Consider the following 18,923-nt stretch of genomic DNA (forward strand, 5'->3'; position numbering starts at 1 on the left):
CTTCCCTTCACGGGGCGGTCGGTTCGTCGTCGAGCAGCCGGGCGAGCGCCTTCTTGTCCAGCTTGCCGACGGGGGTGCGCGGCAGGTCGCTGAGCGGCCGCACGTCGTCGACCGTCTTGTAGGCGGCGAGGCCGCGGTCGGACAGGTACGCCGCCAGGTCCCTTCGGGTGGGCACGGTGGACCCGGCGGGCACGATGAAGGCGACGGAGCGCTCGCCGAGGACCGGGTCCGGCGCGGGCACCAGCGCGACCGACCGGATCGCCGGGTGGGCCTGCAGGTGGCCTTCCACCTCGGGCGCGGCGAACTTCTCCCCCGCCCGCTGGATCTGGTCCTTCCGGCGGCCCACCACGACGATGTGTCCCGACGGCAGACGCCGCACGAGATCGCCTGTGCGGTAGTACCCGTCGACGAACGCGGTGGCGTTGTGCTCAGGGGCCCGGTAGTAGCCGCGCAGCGTGTACGGCCCCTTGACGAGCAGTTCACCGACCTCGCCGTCCGGCACGTCGACATCGTGCTCGTCGACCACGCGCAGTTCGTCGGCAGGCGAGACCGGTGTGCCCTGCGTGGTGGCGATGACGTCGGGCGGATCGTCGAGCCGGGTCAGGCACAGCAGGCCCTCGGCCATCCCGAACACCTGCTGGACGGTGCAGTCGAAGCTGTCGATCACCTCGCGCGCCAGGTCCTCGGCCAGCCGGGCGCCGCCGATCTGCAGGACGCGCAGGCTCGACAGGTCCGCTTCCCGGTGCCGCGCCTCGTCGGCCCACACCGGGGCGAGCAGCGGGGTGATCGCCGTGATGGTCACCCGCTCGCGCTCGATCCAGTCGAAGCAACTGGCCGGGTCCTGGGTGTCGGCCAGCACGACCGTCCCACCGACACCCAGCGTGCCCAGCACGCCGGGGCAGTTCATTGTGAAGTTGAAGGCCACCGGCAGGGTCGCCAGGTACACCGTGTCCGTGTCCAGCCGGCACACCTCGGCCGCGGCCCTGGCGTTGTAGAGGTAGTCGTCGTGCGTGCGGGGCACCAGCTTCGGCAGGCCGGTGGTGCCGCCGGAGAGCAGGAGCAGCGCCAGGTCGTCCGGCCGCGCGGAGACGCCGACCGGTCGGGCGCGCGCCGACATGAGGTCGTCCCACGCGATGAACCCGCTGGTCCCCGGTGCGCCGACGACGATGACGTGGCGCACTGCCGAACAGGCAGCGGCGAGGTCGCGGTAGTCGAACCGCGCGTGCACGTCCGGGATCACGTGCGCCACGGCGCGGGTCATGCGGGCGAGGTGGGTGATCTCGGTCCGCCGGTGGCCGGGCTGGGCGTGCACCGGCACCGCGCCGATCTCCTGCAGCGCGAACCACAGCACCACGAACTCGGCGCGGTTCGGCAGTTGCACGAGCACCGCGTCCCCCGCGCCGATCCCGAGTTCGCGCAGGCCGCGGGAGACGACGTCGACCTGTGCGCGGAGTTCGGCGTAGGTCAGCCGCACGCGGTCGTCGACCAGCGCGGTCCGGTCGCCGTAGGCGGCCGTCACCCGCGCGAGGAAGCGGGGAAACGTCTCCCCGCGCCAGTAGCCCTCCGCGCGGTAGCGGGCCGCGTCCGCCTCGGGCCAGGCGTTCATCGAGCGACCCCTCCCGTCCGGACCACGTCGCGCACGAGCAGGGTCAGCCCGTGCTTGGGACGCATGCCGACGAGACCGGTGGGCGTCGCGTCCCTCGACACCAACCAGGGATCGGCGCTCCTGGCGACCTCGGCGAGCGCGGCCTTGACCATGGCCGTCGCCAGCCCGGCCCCGACGCAGCGGTGCGGCCCGCCGCCGAAGGGCAGGTACTCGTGGCGGCGCGGCCGCGCGCGGTCCCAGCGGCCGGGGTCGAAGCGGAGCGCGTCCGTCCACAGTGCCTTGATGCGGTGCGTGTGGTACGGGCTGAACAGCAGCGTGGTCCCGGCCGGGAACCGGTGGCCCGCGAAGGCGAACCCGGTCGCCGCGACCCGCTGGGCGACCGCGGTCGCCGGGTACAGCCGCAGCGTCTCCCGCACCACTTGGTCCAGGTACGGCGGGTCGTCCCCCGCGGACGCCTCGCCGACGATGCCGTCCCACACCGCCCGATCGGACAGCGCACAGTGCAGCGCCCAGGCGACCGTCGCCGCCGTGGTCTCCGCCCCGGCCGCCCAGAAGCTGACGAGTTGGTCGCAGACCTCGTCCTGGGTCAGGCCGCCGTCGGCCCGGCTGTCCAGCAGCGCGGACAGCACGTCGGGACCGGACCGGCCGCGCACGCTCTCCTCGGCCACCCACTGCCGGATGACCGCACGGGCGGCGAGAGCGCGTCGCCACGACGGCAGCCCCCGGCCCTGGAGGCTGCGCACCAGGGGGCCTGCGTCGATCGCCTCGTGGATGGCCTGCAGGTGGGCGTTGAGCCCGTCCGCGCGGCGCAGCGCGCCGGGCCCGAAGAGGCATTCCGCGGTGGCGTCCCGCAACGCCGAGCGGAGGCGGCCGTACACCTCGACCACGTCGCCCGGCCGCCAGGTGTCGATCACGGCCGCCACATGCCGCCGCGTGGCGTCCGCGCACCCGGCGAGCCGGTCGGCGGTGAACGCGGGCCGCACCAGCCTGCGCAGCCGCCGGTGCCGGGGCCCGTCGTTGACCACCAGCGCTCCCGGGCCCGCCAGCGGCTCCAGGGCGGCGAAGGCGCGCCGCCAGCTGAAGAGCTCGGAGTTGCCGATGACGAACTCGGTGGCCTCGGGACCGAGCAGCAGGGCGAAGCGGACCGGCCCGGCGCCCACCCACGACACCGGGCCGTTGCGCTCATACAGCCGGTCCATCGTGCGGTAGGGGTCGGTGGTGAACCGGGCCAGCGCGGTCAGGGACTGGAGCACGGCGTTCATCGGCGTTCGCCCCGGCCGACGAGCTCCGGCAGGTCGACGCGCTCGGGGGTCGGCGGGCGGATGAGCAGCGGCGGGCCGAGCCGTTCGGTGATGTCGTGCCAGATGGCGGTGACCGTGAGCGCCCACTGGCCCGCCACCGTCGCGCGGTGGCCGTCGGCGATGTCGGCCCTCAGCTCCCCCAGCGCCACTCTGACCGCGTCCGGCCACACCCGGTCGAAGACCTCGCGGAAGGTGGGGCCGTCCGCGTGGCCCAGCGGCTCGGTGCCCGGCACGTCGAGGCGCGCGGTGCCCGGGCCGTCCATGATCAGCCTGCCGGTCTCATCGCGTTCGCTGTGCATGCGCGGGCTCCACAGGACCGGGCCGTGGGTGTCGGCGAGGGTGAGCACACCGGACTCGAAGACCAGCGCGAGCCGGTGCAGCAGCAGGGCGTGGTTGTCGGGGTCGGCCGGGTGGATCTGGTTCTGCACGCGCAGGGACACCGGTGTCGCGCCGATGACCCCGTGCAGGTGGGTGTACGGGCCGGGGGCGTGGGCCAGTCCGTCGAGGACGGCCGGTGGCGGGACCGCGTCGGCGAAGCGCCACGGCCGGGCGCCGCCGACGGCGCGGGCGATCACGTCGACCAGCGGGTACAGCACCTGGGCGCCCGCCGTGGCGTCCACGCACAGCGGCCGGTGTCGGCGCCGCAGGACCTCGGCCGCGTCCAGGAACCGGCGCACGGCCGCCACGTGCGGGTAGAACGCGTTCACCCGGTACCGGACACCGTGGCGGCGGGCGGCGCGCAGGCAGGCCGCCAGCTCATCGGGGTGCAGCAGGTGTTCCTGCAGCACATGGATACCCCTGGCCATCAGGCGTTGGGACAGCTCGGCCCCCGAGCCGCCCGCGACGGCAGCGCGGACGACGACGCAGGCGATGTCGAGGTCGTCGGGCAGGTCGTCGACGTCGCGGTAGCAGGGCACGCCGTAGGCGTCGGCGCACTGCCGCGACGCCGCGCTGCCCCGCGACAGCACGCCCGCCAGGTCGACCGTCGGGTCGTCGTGCACGGCACGCAGGTAGACGCGGCCGAACGACGTGCCGCAGACGAGGACGCGGGGTCGGTCCGCGCTGCTCACAACAGCCCCTCCTCGATCACTGTCGCCCCCCGTTCGTGGTCCCGGACGTCGAACACGGGCAGCGCGCCGAGGTCGCGCACGCCTTGCAGCGTCGCTTCGGGGTGCAGGACATCGTCGGCGTAGTGCAGGCCGCGGGGGATCTCCCCGTTCACCACCGCGCGGACGGTCAGCGCGGCGGTCGCGGCGGTCAGCTCGAAGCTGCTGCCCGTCTTCAGCACCGCGGTGCGCCCGGCCGTCCCGGAGCACAGCGTGAAGGCCATGAGGTAGTAGGGGTCCTGGCCCGCGCGATCCACCTCGCCCGCCGCCATCAGCTCGTCCACGGCCGCGTCGAGCGCGGCGGGGTCGCGCGGCACGCGCCCGCGCAGCCGGGTCAGGGCGGGCCGCAGGCGGGTTCCGGTGAACACGTTGAACCAGTCGAGCGCCGCAAGACCGCTCGTCCGCGCCAGGCGGGCGCTGTCGGCGGTGAGGAACGGCATCAGGCCGACCCGGCCGGGGAAGTGCGGCAGCTCGACGTCCTCGGCGGGCGCGAGCGCGCCGGAGACCGGGCGGCCGTCCCGCCACGCGGCAAGGGCCTCGCCGTACCAGTGGCCGCTGTGCCCATTGCTGTCGAGCCCAGTGCTGTCGAGCCCGGTGCTGTCGACCGAGAGCACCAGGTCGCCCGCCGACGCGCGGCCGAACCGCTCGATCCCGCCCGCGTGCACGACCAGTTCCGCGCCCGCGAGGCTGTCGCCCGCCGCCAGCACGCGGGGCACCAGGTTCGCCAGCCCCGGCAGCATGCCAGCGGAGAGGACCACGCAGGTGCCCGGGTCCGACCCGGCCAGCAGGTGGTAGGCCGGTTGGTCCCCGGACACGTCGACATAGTGGGCGCCCGCGGCGAGCGCCGCCCTGGCCACCCGGTCCAGCAACAGGTAGGACGGCCCGGCGCAGTTGAGCACCAGGTCGGCGTCGGCGCAGAAGCGCGCCAACGACACCGGGTCGTCGGCGTCGACGTGGACCGGCTCGGCGAAGCCGTCCCGGGGCGGTGTGCGACGGAAGCCCGCCCGCACCTCGCCCACGCCCAGCTCCCGCAGCATGCCCACCGCCGCCCGCCCCACCAGCCCGGCGGCCCCGAGGACCGCGACGGACGCGCTCACCCACCACCCCCGGTCAGCAGCGTGCCCAGGCCCTCGGCCGACACGCAGCCGAAGTGGTCGCCGGGGATGTCGCGGACGGTCAGCTCGCCCACGCAGATCCGCTGCCAGAACGCGCCGACGTCGGCGCGGGTGCCGGGCAGGAGCGTCGACGAGTCGCTGTTGCGCAGCAGGGTGACCGAGCCGAGGTAGGGCTCCGGGACGTGATGGGACACCGCGAGCATGGTGTGCCGGAACACGTCGAGGAGCCGGGTGAACTCGGCCAGGTTCTGCTCACCGAGGTGGTAGGCCCCGGTCCCGCACGTGGCCCGGTGCAGCGCGGCGACGCGGTCCTCGCGGGAGCGTGCCGCCAGCGCCCGGAAGCGCTCGCCGATCTCGCCGTGCTGGCCGGTGAGGCTCGCGAGCGCGCCGTCCGGGACGCACTGCGGCGACTCGTCCAGGATGGCGCGGACGGCGCCGCCGAAGGCGTCGGCGTCGGCTGGCAGCCCGGCCGCCGCCATGTCGACCCCGGCGGCGAGGGCGAACACGTACTCCACCAGCAACTCGTCGTGGACCGCTGGCGGACGGTAGGAGCTGATCACGGTCAGCTCGTCCACCGTGGCCCCGGCCTCGGTGAGCGTGCGCGCGATCTCGGTGGCAAGCAGGCCGCCCACGCAGTAGCCGGTGAGCCGGAACCGCTCCCCCACGCCGAGCAGGCTCTCGGCGTAGTCCGCCGCGAGCCGGTCGATGACCACCTCGGCGGGCAGCGCCAGGTACCGGTCGTGGTCGTCGAGCTGCAACCCCGCCAGCCTGCCGGGGTACGCGGCCCGCAGGTGCGGCAGGACCGCCCGGTAGGGCTGCAGCGAACCGGACCCGGCGTGCACGAGCACGCAGGCGGCCTGATCGCCGGTCGGGCCGTCCAGCCAGATCAGCCCCGAGGACGTGGCCGCCGCGTCCTGCGACGTCGGCTGGGCGGAGCGCAGGTAGCTGGCCAGACCCCGGACCGTGGCGTCCCGCAGCAGGTGGCGGAGCAGTTCCGGCCATTCCAGTCCGGCGGCCTCCGGTTCGCGGTCGCGGAGCAGGCCGACCATGCGCGACAGCAGCAGGGAGTCCCCGCCGAGGGAGTAGAAGTCCTTACCCCGGTCCACCTGGTCGACGCCGAGCAGTTCGGCCCACAGCGCGGCGATCCGGCGTTCCAGGTCGTCGGCGGGCTCCTCGACCGCCACGACGTGGTCACCGGGGTCGGGATCGGCGGCCCAGGCCGTCAGCGTGGCGCGATCGGTCTTGCCGTTGGCGGTCCTCGGGATGGCGTCCACCAGTTCGAGGCGCGGAGGCACCATGTGGTCGGGCAGCCGCCGGGCCAGGTGCGCGCGGAGGTCGTCAGTGGTCAGCCTCGCGCGGTCGGTCTTGAACCGCGCCAGGAACAGCCCCTGCCCCGACGCGGCCAGCGCGTGGTCGGCAGGCGGCAGGCACAGCGGCTCCTCGGCTCCCGCCCGTTCCAGCAGCGTGAGCCACTGGTCCCTGGTGAAGAACGCCTGCCCGGTCTCCTTGCGCAGGTCGGTGAACCGGGTCAGCTCGCTGAAGAACTCGAACTCCATCGACACCAGCAGCGGGAAGTTGTGCCGCTTCGTCGGTTCGAGGAACACCAGCCAGCCGCCCGGGGCCAGCACCTCGCGCAGCCGGGCGAGCACCTCGTCGGCGTCGCGCGAGTTGTGCAGGACGTTGGCGCAGATGATGACATCCGCGCTGTTGGGCGGCAGGCCCTGCGCGCGGGCGTCGACGTTGATGTCGAAGCGGCCGTAGCGCACCCACGGGTGGTCGGCGAACTTCTCCCGCGCGGCGTTGAGGAAGAACTCGGAGATGTCGGTGAACAGGTAGTCCGGCTCGAACTCCGCGAGCGCGGGGATCAGGTCGGTGCTGGTGCCCGCGATCCCGCCGCCGACCTCCACCACCCGCATCCCGCCGCGCGGGTGGCCGGACGCGATCGCGCGCACGGCGGCGATCACCATGCGGTGCACGCTGTGGCCCACCAGGTTCTCCCGGTAGACCGCGTGGGCAGCGCCGATCTCGCCGCCGGGGAACAGCAGGTCGCGCACGTCGAGCCTGCCGTCGAGCAGTTCGTCGAGGCGGCCCGCGCAGGTGCGGATGTACTCGAGGGTGGCCGCGCCGTAGCCCACGCGCTCGTTCAGCTCCCCGATGCGCTGCCAGGCCGCGTCGATGTCGGACCCGGTCGCGGGGACGAGATCTCGGTAGCGCCCCGACGCGGGGTCGACGCGCACCGCCCCGGCGTCGGCCAGTGCGGCCATCCACCGGCGCAGCAGGCTGTGCTGTGCTGCCGAGACCCCGGTGGCCTCGGCGATCGCGGCGAGGTCGTGCTGGTCCGTGGTCTCGGCGAACAGCCCGGCGGCGCGCAGGCGGGCCGCGATCGAGAGGACGGCGACCTCGTCCACGGCCCGCATCAGCGCGGTGAAGTCGCCGCCGCCGAGTTCGGCCTCGATCGCCGCCGCGGTCGACGCGGCGGCGGCCGCCGCAGCCGAGTCCTCGGGCGGCACGCCGCGGGCAGGTTCGGCGAACCCGGCCAGCCTGCGGGCGCCCCGGTCGCCGACGGCGACCACGGCCGCGTCGGCGACCGCCGGGTGCGCGCGCGCCGCCGCCTCGATCTCGCCGAGTTCGACGCGGTGGCCGCGGACCTTGACCTGGGTGTCCTCGCGGCCGAGGAACTCGATCGTCCCGTCGGGCAGGTACCGGCCCAGGTCGCCGGTGCGGTAGAGGCGTTCCCCGGTGCGCGGGTGCGTCACGAACCGCGCCGCCGTGCGTTCGGCGTCGCCGAGGTAGCCCTCGGCCAGGCCCATGCCGCCGATGTGGAGGTCGCCCGGCACGTAGTCCGGGCAGTCCTGACCGGCGGCGTCGAGGACGTGGAAGGTCTGGTTCTCCAGCGGCGTTCCGTACGGGATGCTCCGCCAGTGCGGGGGTACCTCGTCGATCAGGTGCCAGATGGACCAGATCGCGGCCTCGGTGGCCCCGCCGAGGCTCACCACGCGCAGGCCGGGGTGCCGCGCGTGCACGCGGCCGGGCAGCTCGACGGGGATCCAGTCGCCCGACAGCATGGCCAGGCGGAGGCAGGTGAGGTCGGCCGCGGGCTCGGACTCCAGGTAGTCCCACAGCATCTGCAGTTGGGCGGGCACGCTGTTCCAGAGCGTCACGCCGTGCTCGGCGATCAGCGCGGCCCAGTGCGACGGGTCGGCCGCCCGGTCGTCGTCGGGCAGCACGAGCCCGCCGCCCGCGCCGAGCACCCCGAACACGTCCCACACCGACAGGTCGAAGCCGAGACCGGCGACGCCGAGCACCCGGTCTCCTGAGCCGACCTCGAAGCGGCGGTTGATGTCGTCGATGGTGTTGGCGGCGGCCCGGTGGCTGATCACCACGCCCTTCGGGTCGCCGGTCGTCCCCGAGGTGTAGATGACGTAGGCGGGGGCGGCGGGCGAGGTGTCCACCGCGGGCGGGACGGCGGCGCGGGCCTCTTCGGCGAGGTCGACGACGACTGAGGGCACCGGCAGGCCGTCCGCCGAGCCGTCGCCGGGCCGCACCACCGCGAGCCGGACACCGGCGTCGCGCAGCACGCGATCGCGCCGCACGGCGGGCTGGCCCGCGTCAACGGGCACGTACACCGCGCCCGCGGCCAGGATGCCCAGGACGGCGACGACCTGTTCGGCCCCCTTGCCCATGACGACCGCGACCCGCTCGCCCGCCGCGCAGCCCTGGGCGCGCAGCCGCTCGGCGAGAACGGCCGCTCGGTCCGCGAGTTCGCCGAAGGTCAGCGTGGTCCTGCCCGCCACGACCGCGACGGCGTCGGGCCGCTCGGCGGCGCGGGCGAACACCGGCTCGTGCAGCAGGCGCGCCTGCCGGTCGACCGCGGTGTCGTTGACCCGGCGGCGCCGGGCCGACTGGTCGGCGGGCAGGGGCACCGGGAAGCGGGAGCCCCAGGAGCGGTCGTCGGTCGCCAGGTCCGCCACCAGTGCGGCGAAGGCGGCGAACGCGTCGGCGGCCAGGCTCCCGGGCAGGACGCCGCGCCGCACGTCCCAGGCGAGCATGAGCCCGCCGTCGTGCTCGGCGACCTGGCAGTCCACCCACACCTGCGGGGTCTCGGTGAGACCGCGGCGAACCCGAGGAGCAGGCGCCGACGCGGCGACGCCGGACTCCGCGATGCCGATCCCCTCGGTGCCGGACCCGACAATGCCGGACCCCTCGGTGCCGGACCCCGCAATGCCCGACCCCGCGGTTCCGATCCCCGCGGTGCCGATCCCCATATGGCAAGACCCCGCAATGCCGGTCGCCGCCGTGCTGGTCCCTGGCGTGCTGGTCCCCGGCGTGCCGAATCCCACCGTGCTGGTGAACACCACCGGCATCAGCGCGGGCCGCCCGGCGGTGCGGGTCAGTTCGGCCAGCACGTCCACGCCGGTGAACAGGCGGTGGTCGAGGTCGTCGAACAGGCGGGCGGAGAGCGCCCGGGCCCGCTCGGCGAAGCCGTCGGCAGCGTCGAGGTCGACGGCGAGGAGCGAGACCGAGGTGAAGTCGCCGACGAGGTCGTCGATGTCGTCGTGCAGCGGCCACCTGGTGACGATCGGCAGGTTGAGGGTGAACCGGCGGTGGCGGCTCCAGCGGCCGACGACCTCGGCGTAGGCGGTGAGCACGACCGCGGAGACGGTGAGGCCGTGCCGGGCCGCCCTGTCCCGCAGACCGGCCAGCTCGGCGGCGGTGAGCGTGTGGTGGTGCCGGTCGAAGCGCGCCGGGCCGTCGTGTCGTTCGGCGAGCGGGAGCTCCGGGGCGGGTGGGAGGTCGGCGATCCGGTCGAGCCAGTAGTCGCGGTCGCGGTGGTAGCGCGGGGTGTCCCGCAGCCCGTGCTCGGCGAGGACGTAGTCGCGGAAGGTGATGGCGGGCCGCGGGGCGGGTTCCCCGCCGTGGACCAGACCGTCCAGTTCGGACAGCAGGGCGCGCAGGCTCGCCGCGTCGACGACCAGCAGCTCGACGGCGAGATGGGCGATCACGCCCGCGTCGGTCACGGTCGTCCGCAGCGCGAACAGCGGCCAGCGCGCGGGATCATCGACCCGCCCCGTCATCTCGTCGCGGCAGCGGTCCAGGTGAACCGCCAGCCGCCGGGCGTCGGCGCCGCGCAGATCCGAGACCGGGACGCGGTAGTGGTCGACCTCCGGGAGCACCCGCTGGTAGCCGTCCGGGTGGACGACGGCGCGGAGCATGTCGTGCCGGGCGACGAGCTGGTTCCAGGCCCGCTCGACGTCGTCCGGCCCGACTCCGGGGAACTCGACCTCCAGGTAGCTCCGGCAGGCGACGCCGCCGTGGTCGTAAGCGCTGGTGCGCCCGAGCAGGTAGGCCGACTGCACGGGGGTGAGCGGGAACGGCTCGTGCCTGCCCTCGGGGTCGGCGCTCAGCCTGGGCAGCGCCGAACGGCCGTCGAGCAGGCGCAGCACCTCGGCCTTGTGCTCGGCGAGGACCGCGCGCCGCTCGCCGGTGAGCACCCCGCGCGGCGCGCGGAAGCGCAGGGCGTCGCCGTCGGCCCACAGGCGCACGCCGAGGTCTTCCAGTTCCACCAGCAGATCGCCGACGTTCACAGGCTGCCCTCCTCCGGCTCGGATCCCACGCCCTGCTCGGCCACTGCCTGATCGATGGCCCGTACCAGATGGGCGATGGTGGGGTCGGCGAAGAAATCGCGCAGGGACAAGGCGACGCCGTACGCGCCGCGCACCCGTTGCGTCAACCGGGTGGCGCTGAGCGAGTCGCCGCCGAGCGCGAAGAAGTTGTCCTCCGCGCCGCGCGGCTCCCGGCCGAGCAGGTCGCGCCACATCGCGGCGAGCGCGCGCCCGCGTTCGCCGACGATCGCCGACTCGGATGCCACGGCTGGCTCGGCCTCCCGACCGGCCAGCGCGGCGCGGTCGATCTTGCCGTTCGGCGTCAGCGGGAACCCGTCCACCGGGACCACCCTGGGAATGGCGTGGGCGGGCAGGCGGTCGGCGAGGAACCGCGGCAGGTCGGCGAGCGAGCCGCTCTCCGTGGGCCGCACGAAGGCGACCAGCCGCCTGGCGTCCCGGTCGCCGACGGCGACGGTCACCGCGCGGTCGACGCCGGGGTGCGCCGAGACGGCGGCGTCGACCTCGCCGAGTTCGAGCCGGTGGCCGCGGATCTTGACCTGGTCGTCGCGCCTGCCCAGGAGCTCCAGCGTGCCGTCCGGCCAGTAGCGGCCGATGTCGCCGGTGCGGTACCAGACCGTGCCGTCGTGCTCGACGAACCGGGCGGAGGTGAGATCGGGCGCGTTCCGGTAGCCGCGGGCCACGCCGTCGCCCCCGATCCACAGTTCGCCCGGCACCCAGTCCGGCCGGTCGCGGCCCTCCTCGTCCACGACCCGGAACCGCTGATTGCGCAACGGGAATCCGTAGGGAACCGACACCCAGTCCGGTGCGACGGCATGGACGTCGTAGGCGTTGGACCAGATCGACGCCTCGGTCGCCCCGCCGAGGGCGACCAGCGCGCAATCGGGGTTCGGGCTCTGCGCGCGGAGCCTGCCCGGCAGGTCCAGCCCCACCCAGTCCCCGGACAGCAGCACCAGCCGCAGCGAGCCCGGCAGGTCGTCCCCTGTGGAGAGCAGCATGTCGAACACCGCGGGGACGCTGTTCCACACCGTCACCCGGTGCTCGTGCGCCAGCCGCAGCCAGCGCTGCGGGTCGCGGCGTGCGGCCTCCGCGATGCAGACCACCGCGCCGCCCGCGCCGAGCAGCCCGAACACGTCGAACACCGACAGGTCGAAGTCGACTGCCGACACCGCGAGGACGCGGTCGTCCGGCCCGAGGTGGTACCGGTGAACCAGGTCGTCGACGGTGTTGACGGCACTGCGATGCCGGATCTCGACGCCCTTGGGCTCCCCGGTGGAGCCGGAGGTGAAGATGACGTAGGCCAGCCCGCCCGGTTCGCCGCAGACGTCGTCCAGGGTCGGGTATGCCGCAGCGTCCCCGATTCGCAGGCGCCGCACGCCCTCCGGCGGAGTGACGTCGTCGTCGCCCAGCAGGAACCTGACCCCGCCGCGGTCGAGGACGCGCTGGACGCGCAGCGGCGGGTGCCCGACGGCGACCGGCACGTAGGCGGCCCCTGCGGCCAGCACACCGAGCAGGGCCGCGATCTGCTCCGGCCCCCTCGGCAGGCACACCGCGACCGGCTCGCCGGCGGCGACGCCGTGCGCGAGCAGCATCCCGGCGACGCGCCGCGCGTGGTCGGCCAGTTCGGCGTAGGTCAGCTCGCCGCCGTCGTGGACGAGCGCGACCCGGTCGGGGTAGGCGGCGGCCTGGGCGAAGAACGCGCCGTGCAGCAGCCCGCGGCCGAGAGTGCTCTCCGGCTCGGGTCCCGCCGTGTCGTTGACCCGCTCACGCACCGCCCGTTGGGCTGAGGGGAGCAGGTCGAGGGGCGCGGCGGCCCAGTCGGCGGTGGCCAGCTCGCGCAGCAGGGCGTGGTAGGCGTCGAACATGGCGTCGACCAGTCCGTCGGGGAACAGCTCGTCGACTGAGTCCCAGCTCAGCAGGAGTCCGTCGGGCAGGTCGATGACCTGGTGGTCGAGCCACACCTGCGGGGTCTGCGACCGCGTGAGGTCGGGCCAGCGCACCGATCGGGCCAGCGCGTCGTCCACGCCCAGCATGCTGGTGAACACGACCGGCACCGGCTCGGCCAGCCGGGCGTTCTCGGTGGCCAGCTCGCGCAGCACGCGGACCGCGGACACCTGCTGGTGGTCGAGGTCGCGCCACACCTGCTGCTGCAGCCGGCGGGCGCGGTCCAGCCAGCTCTCAGCGGGCAAGGGCCGGTCGGCGACCAGGAGCAGGGAGGTGAAGTCGCCGACGACGCGGGTGATGTCCGGGTGCACGGGGCGCCGGTCGAACAGCGTCAGGTTCACGGTCAGGTCCCGGCTGGCGCTCCACGTGCCCAGGACGAGGGTGTAGCAGGCGAGCAGCACGACGCTGGGGGTCAGGCCCGCGTCCCGCGCCCGCTCCGTGACGGCCTGCCAGGTCGCGGTGTCGACGCGGCGCTCGCGGCGGGTGAACCGGGGCCGGTCGACCTCGGCGGGCCGGACCCGCAGCGGCAGCCGGGGCCCCGGCGGGAGGTCGGCCATCCGCGCGCGCCAGTAGTCGAGCACCTCGGCGTGGCTGTCGGGGTCGGCCGCGGTGTCGAGCACATAGTCGCGGAAGGAGACACCGATGGGTGGGAGCTGGGCCTGTGGGTCCTGGTAGAGCCGGTCCCATTCCGACAGCAGCGTGAGGATGCTGAGCCCGTCGGCGATGATGTTGTCGAACACCACGCACAGCCGTGCTCCGCCCTGCCTGGTGACGACCCGCACGTCGAACAGCGGCCACTCGGTCGCCTGGAGAGCGCCGTGGCACAGCTGCTCCCGAACGCGCTCCAGCGTCTCGTCCGGGAACTCGCCTCCCTCCACCACGGTGATGCGGTAGGCGGGCGGGTCAGGCAGGACCCGTTGGGTGCCGTCGGGTTCCACCACGGCGCGCAGCATGTCGTGGCGGGCGATCAGCCGGTTCCACGCCTGCTCCAGTCGGGGCACGTCGAGGTCGGTGTGCTCGTACTCGACGTAGAGCTGGGCGCCGATGCCGCCGAGGGTGAAGTCCGGCAGGCGGCCGAGCCAGTAGGCGGCCTGCACGTCGGTCAGCGGAAACGGGTCATGGCGGTGCTCCTCGTCGGCGACGAGCGCGGCGCGGGCCCGCGTCGTCCCCCGCGTGATGGTCGCCGCGAACTCGTGCAGCACCGGGTGGGTGAACAGGCTGGCGATCTCCGCGCCGACCAGCCCTTCCGCGCGGAGCGCGACCATCAGGCGGGTGGCGACGATGCTGTCGCCGCCCAGGGCGAAGAAGTCGTCGGTGCGGCGGACCCGGTCCACGCCGAGGACCTCACCCCACAGCCGGGCGACCGCCGCCTCCACGGCGTCACCGGGCTCGCCCGATGGCGGCTCGGCGGACGGCGCGTCCTGCTCGACCACGGCGCTCTCCCGCGCCCAGTCCCGCAGCGCCCGGTCGCCGTCGGTCAGCGCGGGTGGCAGCGGGGCCGCCCAGTCGGCGCGGGCCAGTCCCTCGACCATGCGCACGTAGCTGGCGAACATCGCGTCGGTCATGCCCTCGACGAACAGCTCGTCCACCACGTCCCAGTCGACCGCCACTCCCCCGCCGGACGGCGTGACCTTGGCGTCCAGCCACACCTGGGGTGTCTGCGTGACGCCGTAGACCTGCTCGGGGAACGAGCCGGGCAGGTCGAGGGAGACGTCGTCGACGACGCCGAGCACGCTGGTGAACACGACGGGGAACGACGCGGACGCCGTGCCGCCGCGCCGGGCCAGCTCGCGCAGCACCCAGACCCCGGACGCTGCCCGGTGCGTCAGGTCGCGGCCCACCTGCTCCTGGAGCCTGCGCGCCGACGCGGCGAACGCCTCCCCGGCGCCGCGCCGGTGCCCGACGAGCAGCAGCGACGCGAAGTCGCCGACGACGCGGTGCACGTCCGGGTGCACATCATCCCGGTCGAAGGCCGTCATGGTGACCGTCAGGTCAGTCTGGTCGCTCCACTCGCCGAGCACTTCGAGGTAGCAGGCGAGCAGGACGGCGCTCGGGGTGAGGCCGTGGCCCGCCGCGGCACGGGTCACCGCGGCCCAGGTCGCGGAATCGAGGTGGTGGCGCAGCCGGTGGAAGACCGGCCTGCCGACCGCGGCGGGCTCCTTCGCGAGGGGAAGTCGGGGAGGCGGCGGAAGGTCGTCGAGGCGCCCGCGCCAGTAGTCCCGAGCCTCGGCGACGCGCCTCGGGTCGGGCGCCGCGTGGCGCAGGTAGTCCCGATAGGACAGATCGAGTGCGGGCAGCCGGGTGTCCGGGTTCGCGCACAGCTCGGCCCATTCGGTGTAGAGCACCATGATGCTGCGTCCGTCCATCACGATGCTGTCCATGCCGACGTACAGGCGGACGCGCTGCCTGCCGCCGCTGACGTAGCGCGCGGCGCGGATCTCGAACAGCGGCCAGGTCCCGACGTCGAAGAGCCGGTGGGACAGCGTCGCGCGCAGCCGGTGCAGCACCGGCTCGGGGTGATCGCCCGCGTCGACCACGGCGATGCGATAGCGCGGGACCTCGGGCAGGATGCGCTGGGTGCCGTCCGCGGCGATGACCGCCCGCAGCATCTCGTGGCGGGCGACGAGCCGGTTCCACGCCTCCTCGACCCGGTCGATGTCGACGTCGTCGCCGTCGAACTCCAGGTAGTAGTGCGAGCCGACACCGCCGAGCGGCAGCCGGGGGTCGCGCCCGATCCAGAACGCCCGCTGCACGTCGGTGAGCGGGAACGGGTCGTGCCGGTGCTCCGGGTCGGCGGGCACGGCCGCGGGCGCCGCGGCGGCGCCGGGGGCGAGGAGGGCGGCGAAGTCGCGGAGCACCGGCCTGGCGAACAGGTCGGCGAGGTCGGCGCCGCGCAGGCCGGTGGCGGCGAGCCCGCGCATGAGCCGGGTCGCCAGGAGGCTGTCGCCGCCGAGGGCGAAGAAGTCGTCATCGAGCCCGACGCGGTCGACGTCGAGCAGGTCGCGCCACAGGTCGGCGACCACGCGCTCGACCGGGCAGCACGGCTCGCGGTGTGCGCGGTCGCCCCGCTCCCGCCCGTCCAGCAGCGCCCGCTGGACCGCCGCCCGGTCGATCTTGCCGTTGCGGGTCAGCGGGATCGTCTCGACGACGCGGATGTGCTCGGGCACGAGGTAGCCGGGGACCCGCTCGGCCAGCCAGGCCCGCAGCTCGGCGGGCTCGGTCGGCGCGGTCGTGACCACCGCGGCCGCGAGCTGGCGGGCGGCGGCGCGCACGACGGTCGCCACGGCCTTGTCCACCCGGGGATGGGCGGCGAGCACCGACTCGATCTCGCCGAGTTCGATGCGGTGGCCGCGGATCTTGACCTGGTGGTCGGTCCGGCCGAGGAACTCGATGGCGCCGTCGGGCCGGTAGCGGGTGAGGTCGCCGGTGCGGTACCAGCGGCGGCCGTCGTGCTCGACGAACCTCTCCTCGGTGCGCGCCCGGTCGCCGCGGTAGCCGTGGGCGAGGCCCGCGCCCCCGACCCACAGCTCCCCGGGCACCCAGTCCGGGCAGTCCCGTCCCCGGCTGTCGGCGACACGGCAGACGACGTTGCGCAGCGGCACGCCGAACGGGACCGAACGCCACGTCGGGTCGACGGCGTCGACCTCGCACAGGGTGGCGTGGATCGCCGCCTCGGTCATCCCGCCCAGGCCCGCGAACCGGCAGCCGGGCGCGAGCTCCCGCAGTCGGCCGGGAAGGTCGACGCCGATTGTGTCGCCGCCGAGCATCACCACCCGCAAGTCGCTCCCCAGCCCGTCCTCGGCCGCGGCGACGAGCAGCATGTCGAGCAGCGCGGGAACGGCGCTGACCACGGTGACCCGCCACCGGCGGATCAGCTCGGCCCACGCGGCGGCGTCGCGCCGCTGCGCCTCGTCGAGCACCACCACGCTGCCGCCGAACCCGAGGAAGGCGAACAGGTCGTAGGCGGACAGGTCGAAGTCCAGGGCGGACAGCGCGATCGTGCGGTCGGCCGGGCCGATGCCGAAGTGGTCGTTGACCGCGTCGACGGTGTTGGCCACCGCCCGGTGCGGCACCTCCACGCCCTTGGGCTCCCCGGTGGAGCCGGAGGTGAAGATCACGTACAGCACCGACTCCGGGTCGACCGGGACCGGCGCGGCCAGCGGCTCGACCGCGGCGGCGTCCTCGACCACGACCCGCTCCAGGTAGCACTCCTCGGACACCGACCGGTCGGTGAGCACGTGCCGCGCCCCAGCCGCGCGGAACACCCGGGCCCGGCGGGCGGGTGGGACGTCGACGCCGGAGGGGACGTAGGCGGCCCCGGCGGCGAGCACCCCGAGCACGGCCGCCACCTGGTCGGGCCCCTTCGGCAGGGTGATCCCCACGCTGTCGCCCGCCGCGACCCCGCGGTCGCGGAGCAGCCGCGCCACCCGCAGCGCCCGATTGGCCAACTCGCCGTACGACAGCGTCCCGTCCCGTCCCCACATCAAGGCCGTGCGGCCGGGGTCGGCCAGCGCGCGGGCGAAGAACCGCTGGTGCAGCGGCACGCCCGGGCCTGCGCCGCCCTCGGTCTGATTGACCCGTGCTCGGACGGCCCGCTGGGCAGGCGGCAGCATCGGCGGGACCGGCTCGTCCCAGCGCGCCGCGTCGTCGAGCAGGCCCCGGACCAGGCCGACGTAGGCGTCGAACATCGCGTCGAGCACCCCGGCGGGGAAGACCGACTCGCGCGCGTCCCAGTTCAGCATGACGCCGCCGTCGAACTCGATGACCTGGGCGTCGAGCCACACCTGCGGCGCCTGCGATGCGAACCAGCACGGGTCGCCGAAGCGGCGCCGGACCTGCGGGCCGAACAGCTCGCCGAGTTCCAGGGCGCTGGTGTAGACGACCGGCGCGATCACGCGGTCGCCCTCAAGGCGGTTCAGGTCCCGCAGCACCTCGACGCCGGTGTAGGCGGCGTGGCCCGCGGCGTCGCGCAGCCGCGTTCGCAGCCCGCGGGCGCGGTCGGCGAAGGGCATGGTCTCGGACACGTCGACGTCGAGCAGCACCGAGCTGGAGAAGTCGCCGACGAGGCCGTCGACGTCGGGGTGCAGCGGCTCGCGGTCGAAGACCGGCAGGTTCAGCAGGAAGCGGTCTCCCGCGCTCCACTCCGCGACCGTCTCGGCGAACGCCGTCGCCAGGACCGTGGCCGGGGTGAGCCCGTGGCGTGCCGCTTCCGGCCGCAGCCGCCCCAGGTCCTCAGTGGACAGCCAGTGGTGGCGCCGGGTCATCCGGGGCGGCCCGTCCTCGTCGACGACCGGCAGCGCGGGCGGACCGGGCAGCAGCGGGAGCCGGTCGGCCCACCAGGCCCGCGCCTCAGTCCGCTGGTGTTCGCGGGCGGCGGCGCGCTCGGCGAGGTAGCGGGGGTAGGAGTAGCCCAGCGGGGCGGGCGGGTCTGCGGGATCGTCATACAGCCCGGCGAGATCGGCCAACAGGTTGCGCAGGCTCAGCGCGTCCGCGGCGACCATGTCCACGGTGACGTGCAGCCTGGCCGCTCCGGACGGCAGCAGGGTCAACCCCACGGCGAGCACCCGGCCCTCGGCCAGCTCCACGCCGCGGCGCGCCCGGATCGCCGCCAGTTCGGCGTCCGCCTGCCCGTCGGCGGCGGCACGCAGGTCGGTGACGACGAGACCGGGCCACTCGGCGCGCTCCTCGACGCGCTGGGTCCCGTCCGCGCCGATCCGCACCCGCAGCATGCCGTGCCGCTCCACCAAACCGTGCAGCGCGCGGTCGAGCCGGGCCGGGTCGACGCCCTCGTCCGGGCGGCTGTGGAACTCGGCGTAGAACCGCGCGGGCACACCGCCGCACGGCTGGCTGGGAGTCCGGCCGATCCAGAGCGCGTGCTGCATCGGCGCGAGCGGGAACCACGCGGACTCGTCCACGGCCCCCGCCTGCTGCTGGGCGGCGGGCCCGCGCTCCCGGATGAGCTCCCACCACGCCGCCGGGGTGGGCCGCTCCGCGAGATCCCGGAACCCGGCCCGGACGCCGTGCCTGCGCAGCACGGCGGCCAACCGGATCAGGAAGATCGACTCGACGCCGAGCGCGGTCAGGTCGGCGTCCTCGGTGACCTCGTCGTAGCTCAGCCCGGTCCACTCGCAGACCCGCAGCCGGACCTCGGAGACGTTGCCCGGCAACGCCTCCACGTCCGGTCCGATGTCGACCAAGCGGGGAAGGGGGATACTGTCGGTCATCGCCTC

The 18,923-nt window shown here is 74.6% G+C and carries 6 protein-coding genes; all 6 read right to left on the reverse strand.

Annotated features, from left to right (window positions below; all coding sequences use genetic code 11):
* Positions 1-7: 7 nt before the first annotated feature.
* Genes IEY98_RS11570 through IEY98_RS11600 form a run of 6 tightly spaced genes read right to left on the reverse strand, consistent with a single transcriptional unit; the run spans position 8 to position 18,917 of the window.
* Positions 8-1,606 (reverse strand): (2,3-dihydroxybenzoyl)adenylate synthase, encoded by a 1,599-nt coding sequence (locus tag IEY98_RS11570; RefSeq protein WP_189210436.1) that lies wholly within the window; start codon positions 1,604-1,606, stop codon positions 8-10.
* A complete protein-coding gene (locus tag IEY98_RS11575; protein ID WP_189210437.1) occupies positions 1,603-2,868 on the reverse strand; it encodes a cytochrome P450 in 1,266 nt (421 codons plus the stop codon). The genes IEY98_RS11570 and IEY98_RS11575 overlap by 4 nt, the downstream gene beginning before the upstream one ends.
* Positions 2,865-3,977 carry a Gfo/Idh/MocA family oxidoreductase gene (locus tag IEY98_RS11580; RefSeq protein WP_189210438.1) on the reverse strand — a complete coding sequence of 371 codons (1,113 nt, stop codon included), beginning with the start codon at positions 3,975-3,977 and terminating at the stop codon, positions 2,865-2,867. Before IEY98_RS11580 ends, IEY98_RS11575 begins: the two co-directional genes overlap by 4 nt.
* A complete protein-coding gene (locus IEY98_RS11585) occupies positions 3,974-5,110 on the reverse strand; it encodes a saccharopine dehydrogenase NADP-binding domain-containing protein (RefSeq protein ID WP_229786826.1) in 1,137 nt (378 codons plus the stop codon). Before IEY98_RS11585 ends, IEY98_RS11580 begins: the two co-directional genes overlap by 4 nt.
* The gene (locus IEY98_RS11590) at positions 5,107-10,713 is read right to left on the reverse strand and encodes a non-ribosomal peptide synthetase (protein WP_229786827.1); all 5,607 of its coding nucleotides are present in this window, start codon (positions 10,711-10,713) and stop codon (positions 5,107-5,109) included. Before IEY98_RS11590 ends, IEY98_RS11585 begins: the two co-directional genes overlap by 4 nt.
* Positions 10,710-18,917 carry a non-ribosomal peptide synthetase gene (locus tag IEY98_RS11600; protein ID WP_189210439.1) on the reverse strand — a complete coding sequence of 2,736 codons (8,208 nt, stop codon included), beginning with the start codon at positions 18,915-18,917 and terminating at the stop codon, positions 10,710-10,712. Before IEY98_RS11600 ends, IEY98_RS11590 begins: the two co-directional genes overlap by 4 nt.
* Between the last annotated feature and the right edge of the window lie 6 nt (positions 18,918-18,923).

This window comes from Actinokineospora fastidiosa, from assembly GCF_014648415.1.
Lineage (GTDB): Bacteria > Actinomycetota > Actinomycetes > Mycobacteriales > Pseudonocardiaceae > Actinokineospora > Actinokineospora fastidiosa.

Bases quoted from the DNA above. Each gene is read 5' to 3' on its own strand.
- IEY98_RS11600 (WP_189210439.1), bottom strand. From the start codon at position 18,917: ATGACCGACAGTATCCCCCTTCCCCGCTTGGTCGACATCGGACCGGAC.
- IEY98_RS11575 (WP_189210437.1), bottom strand. From the start codon at position 2,868: ATGAACGCCGTGCTCCAGTCCCTGACCGCGCTGGCCCGGTTCACCACC.
- IEY98_RS11570 (WP_189210436.1), bottom strand. From the start codon at position 1,606: ATGAACGCCTGGCCCGAGGCGGACGCGGCCCGCTACCGCGCGGAGGGC.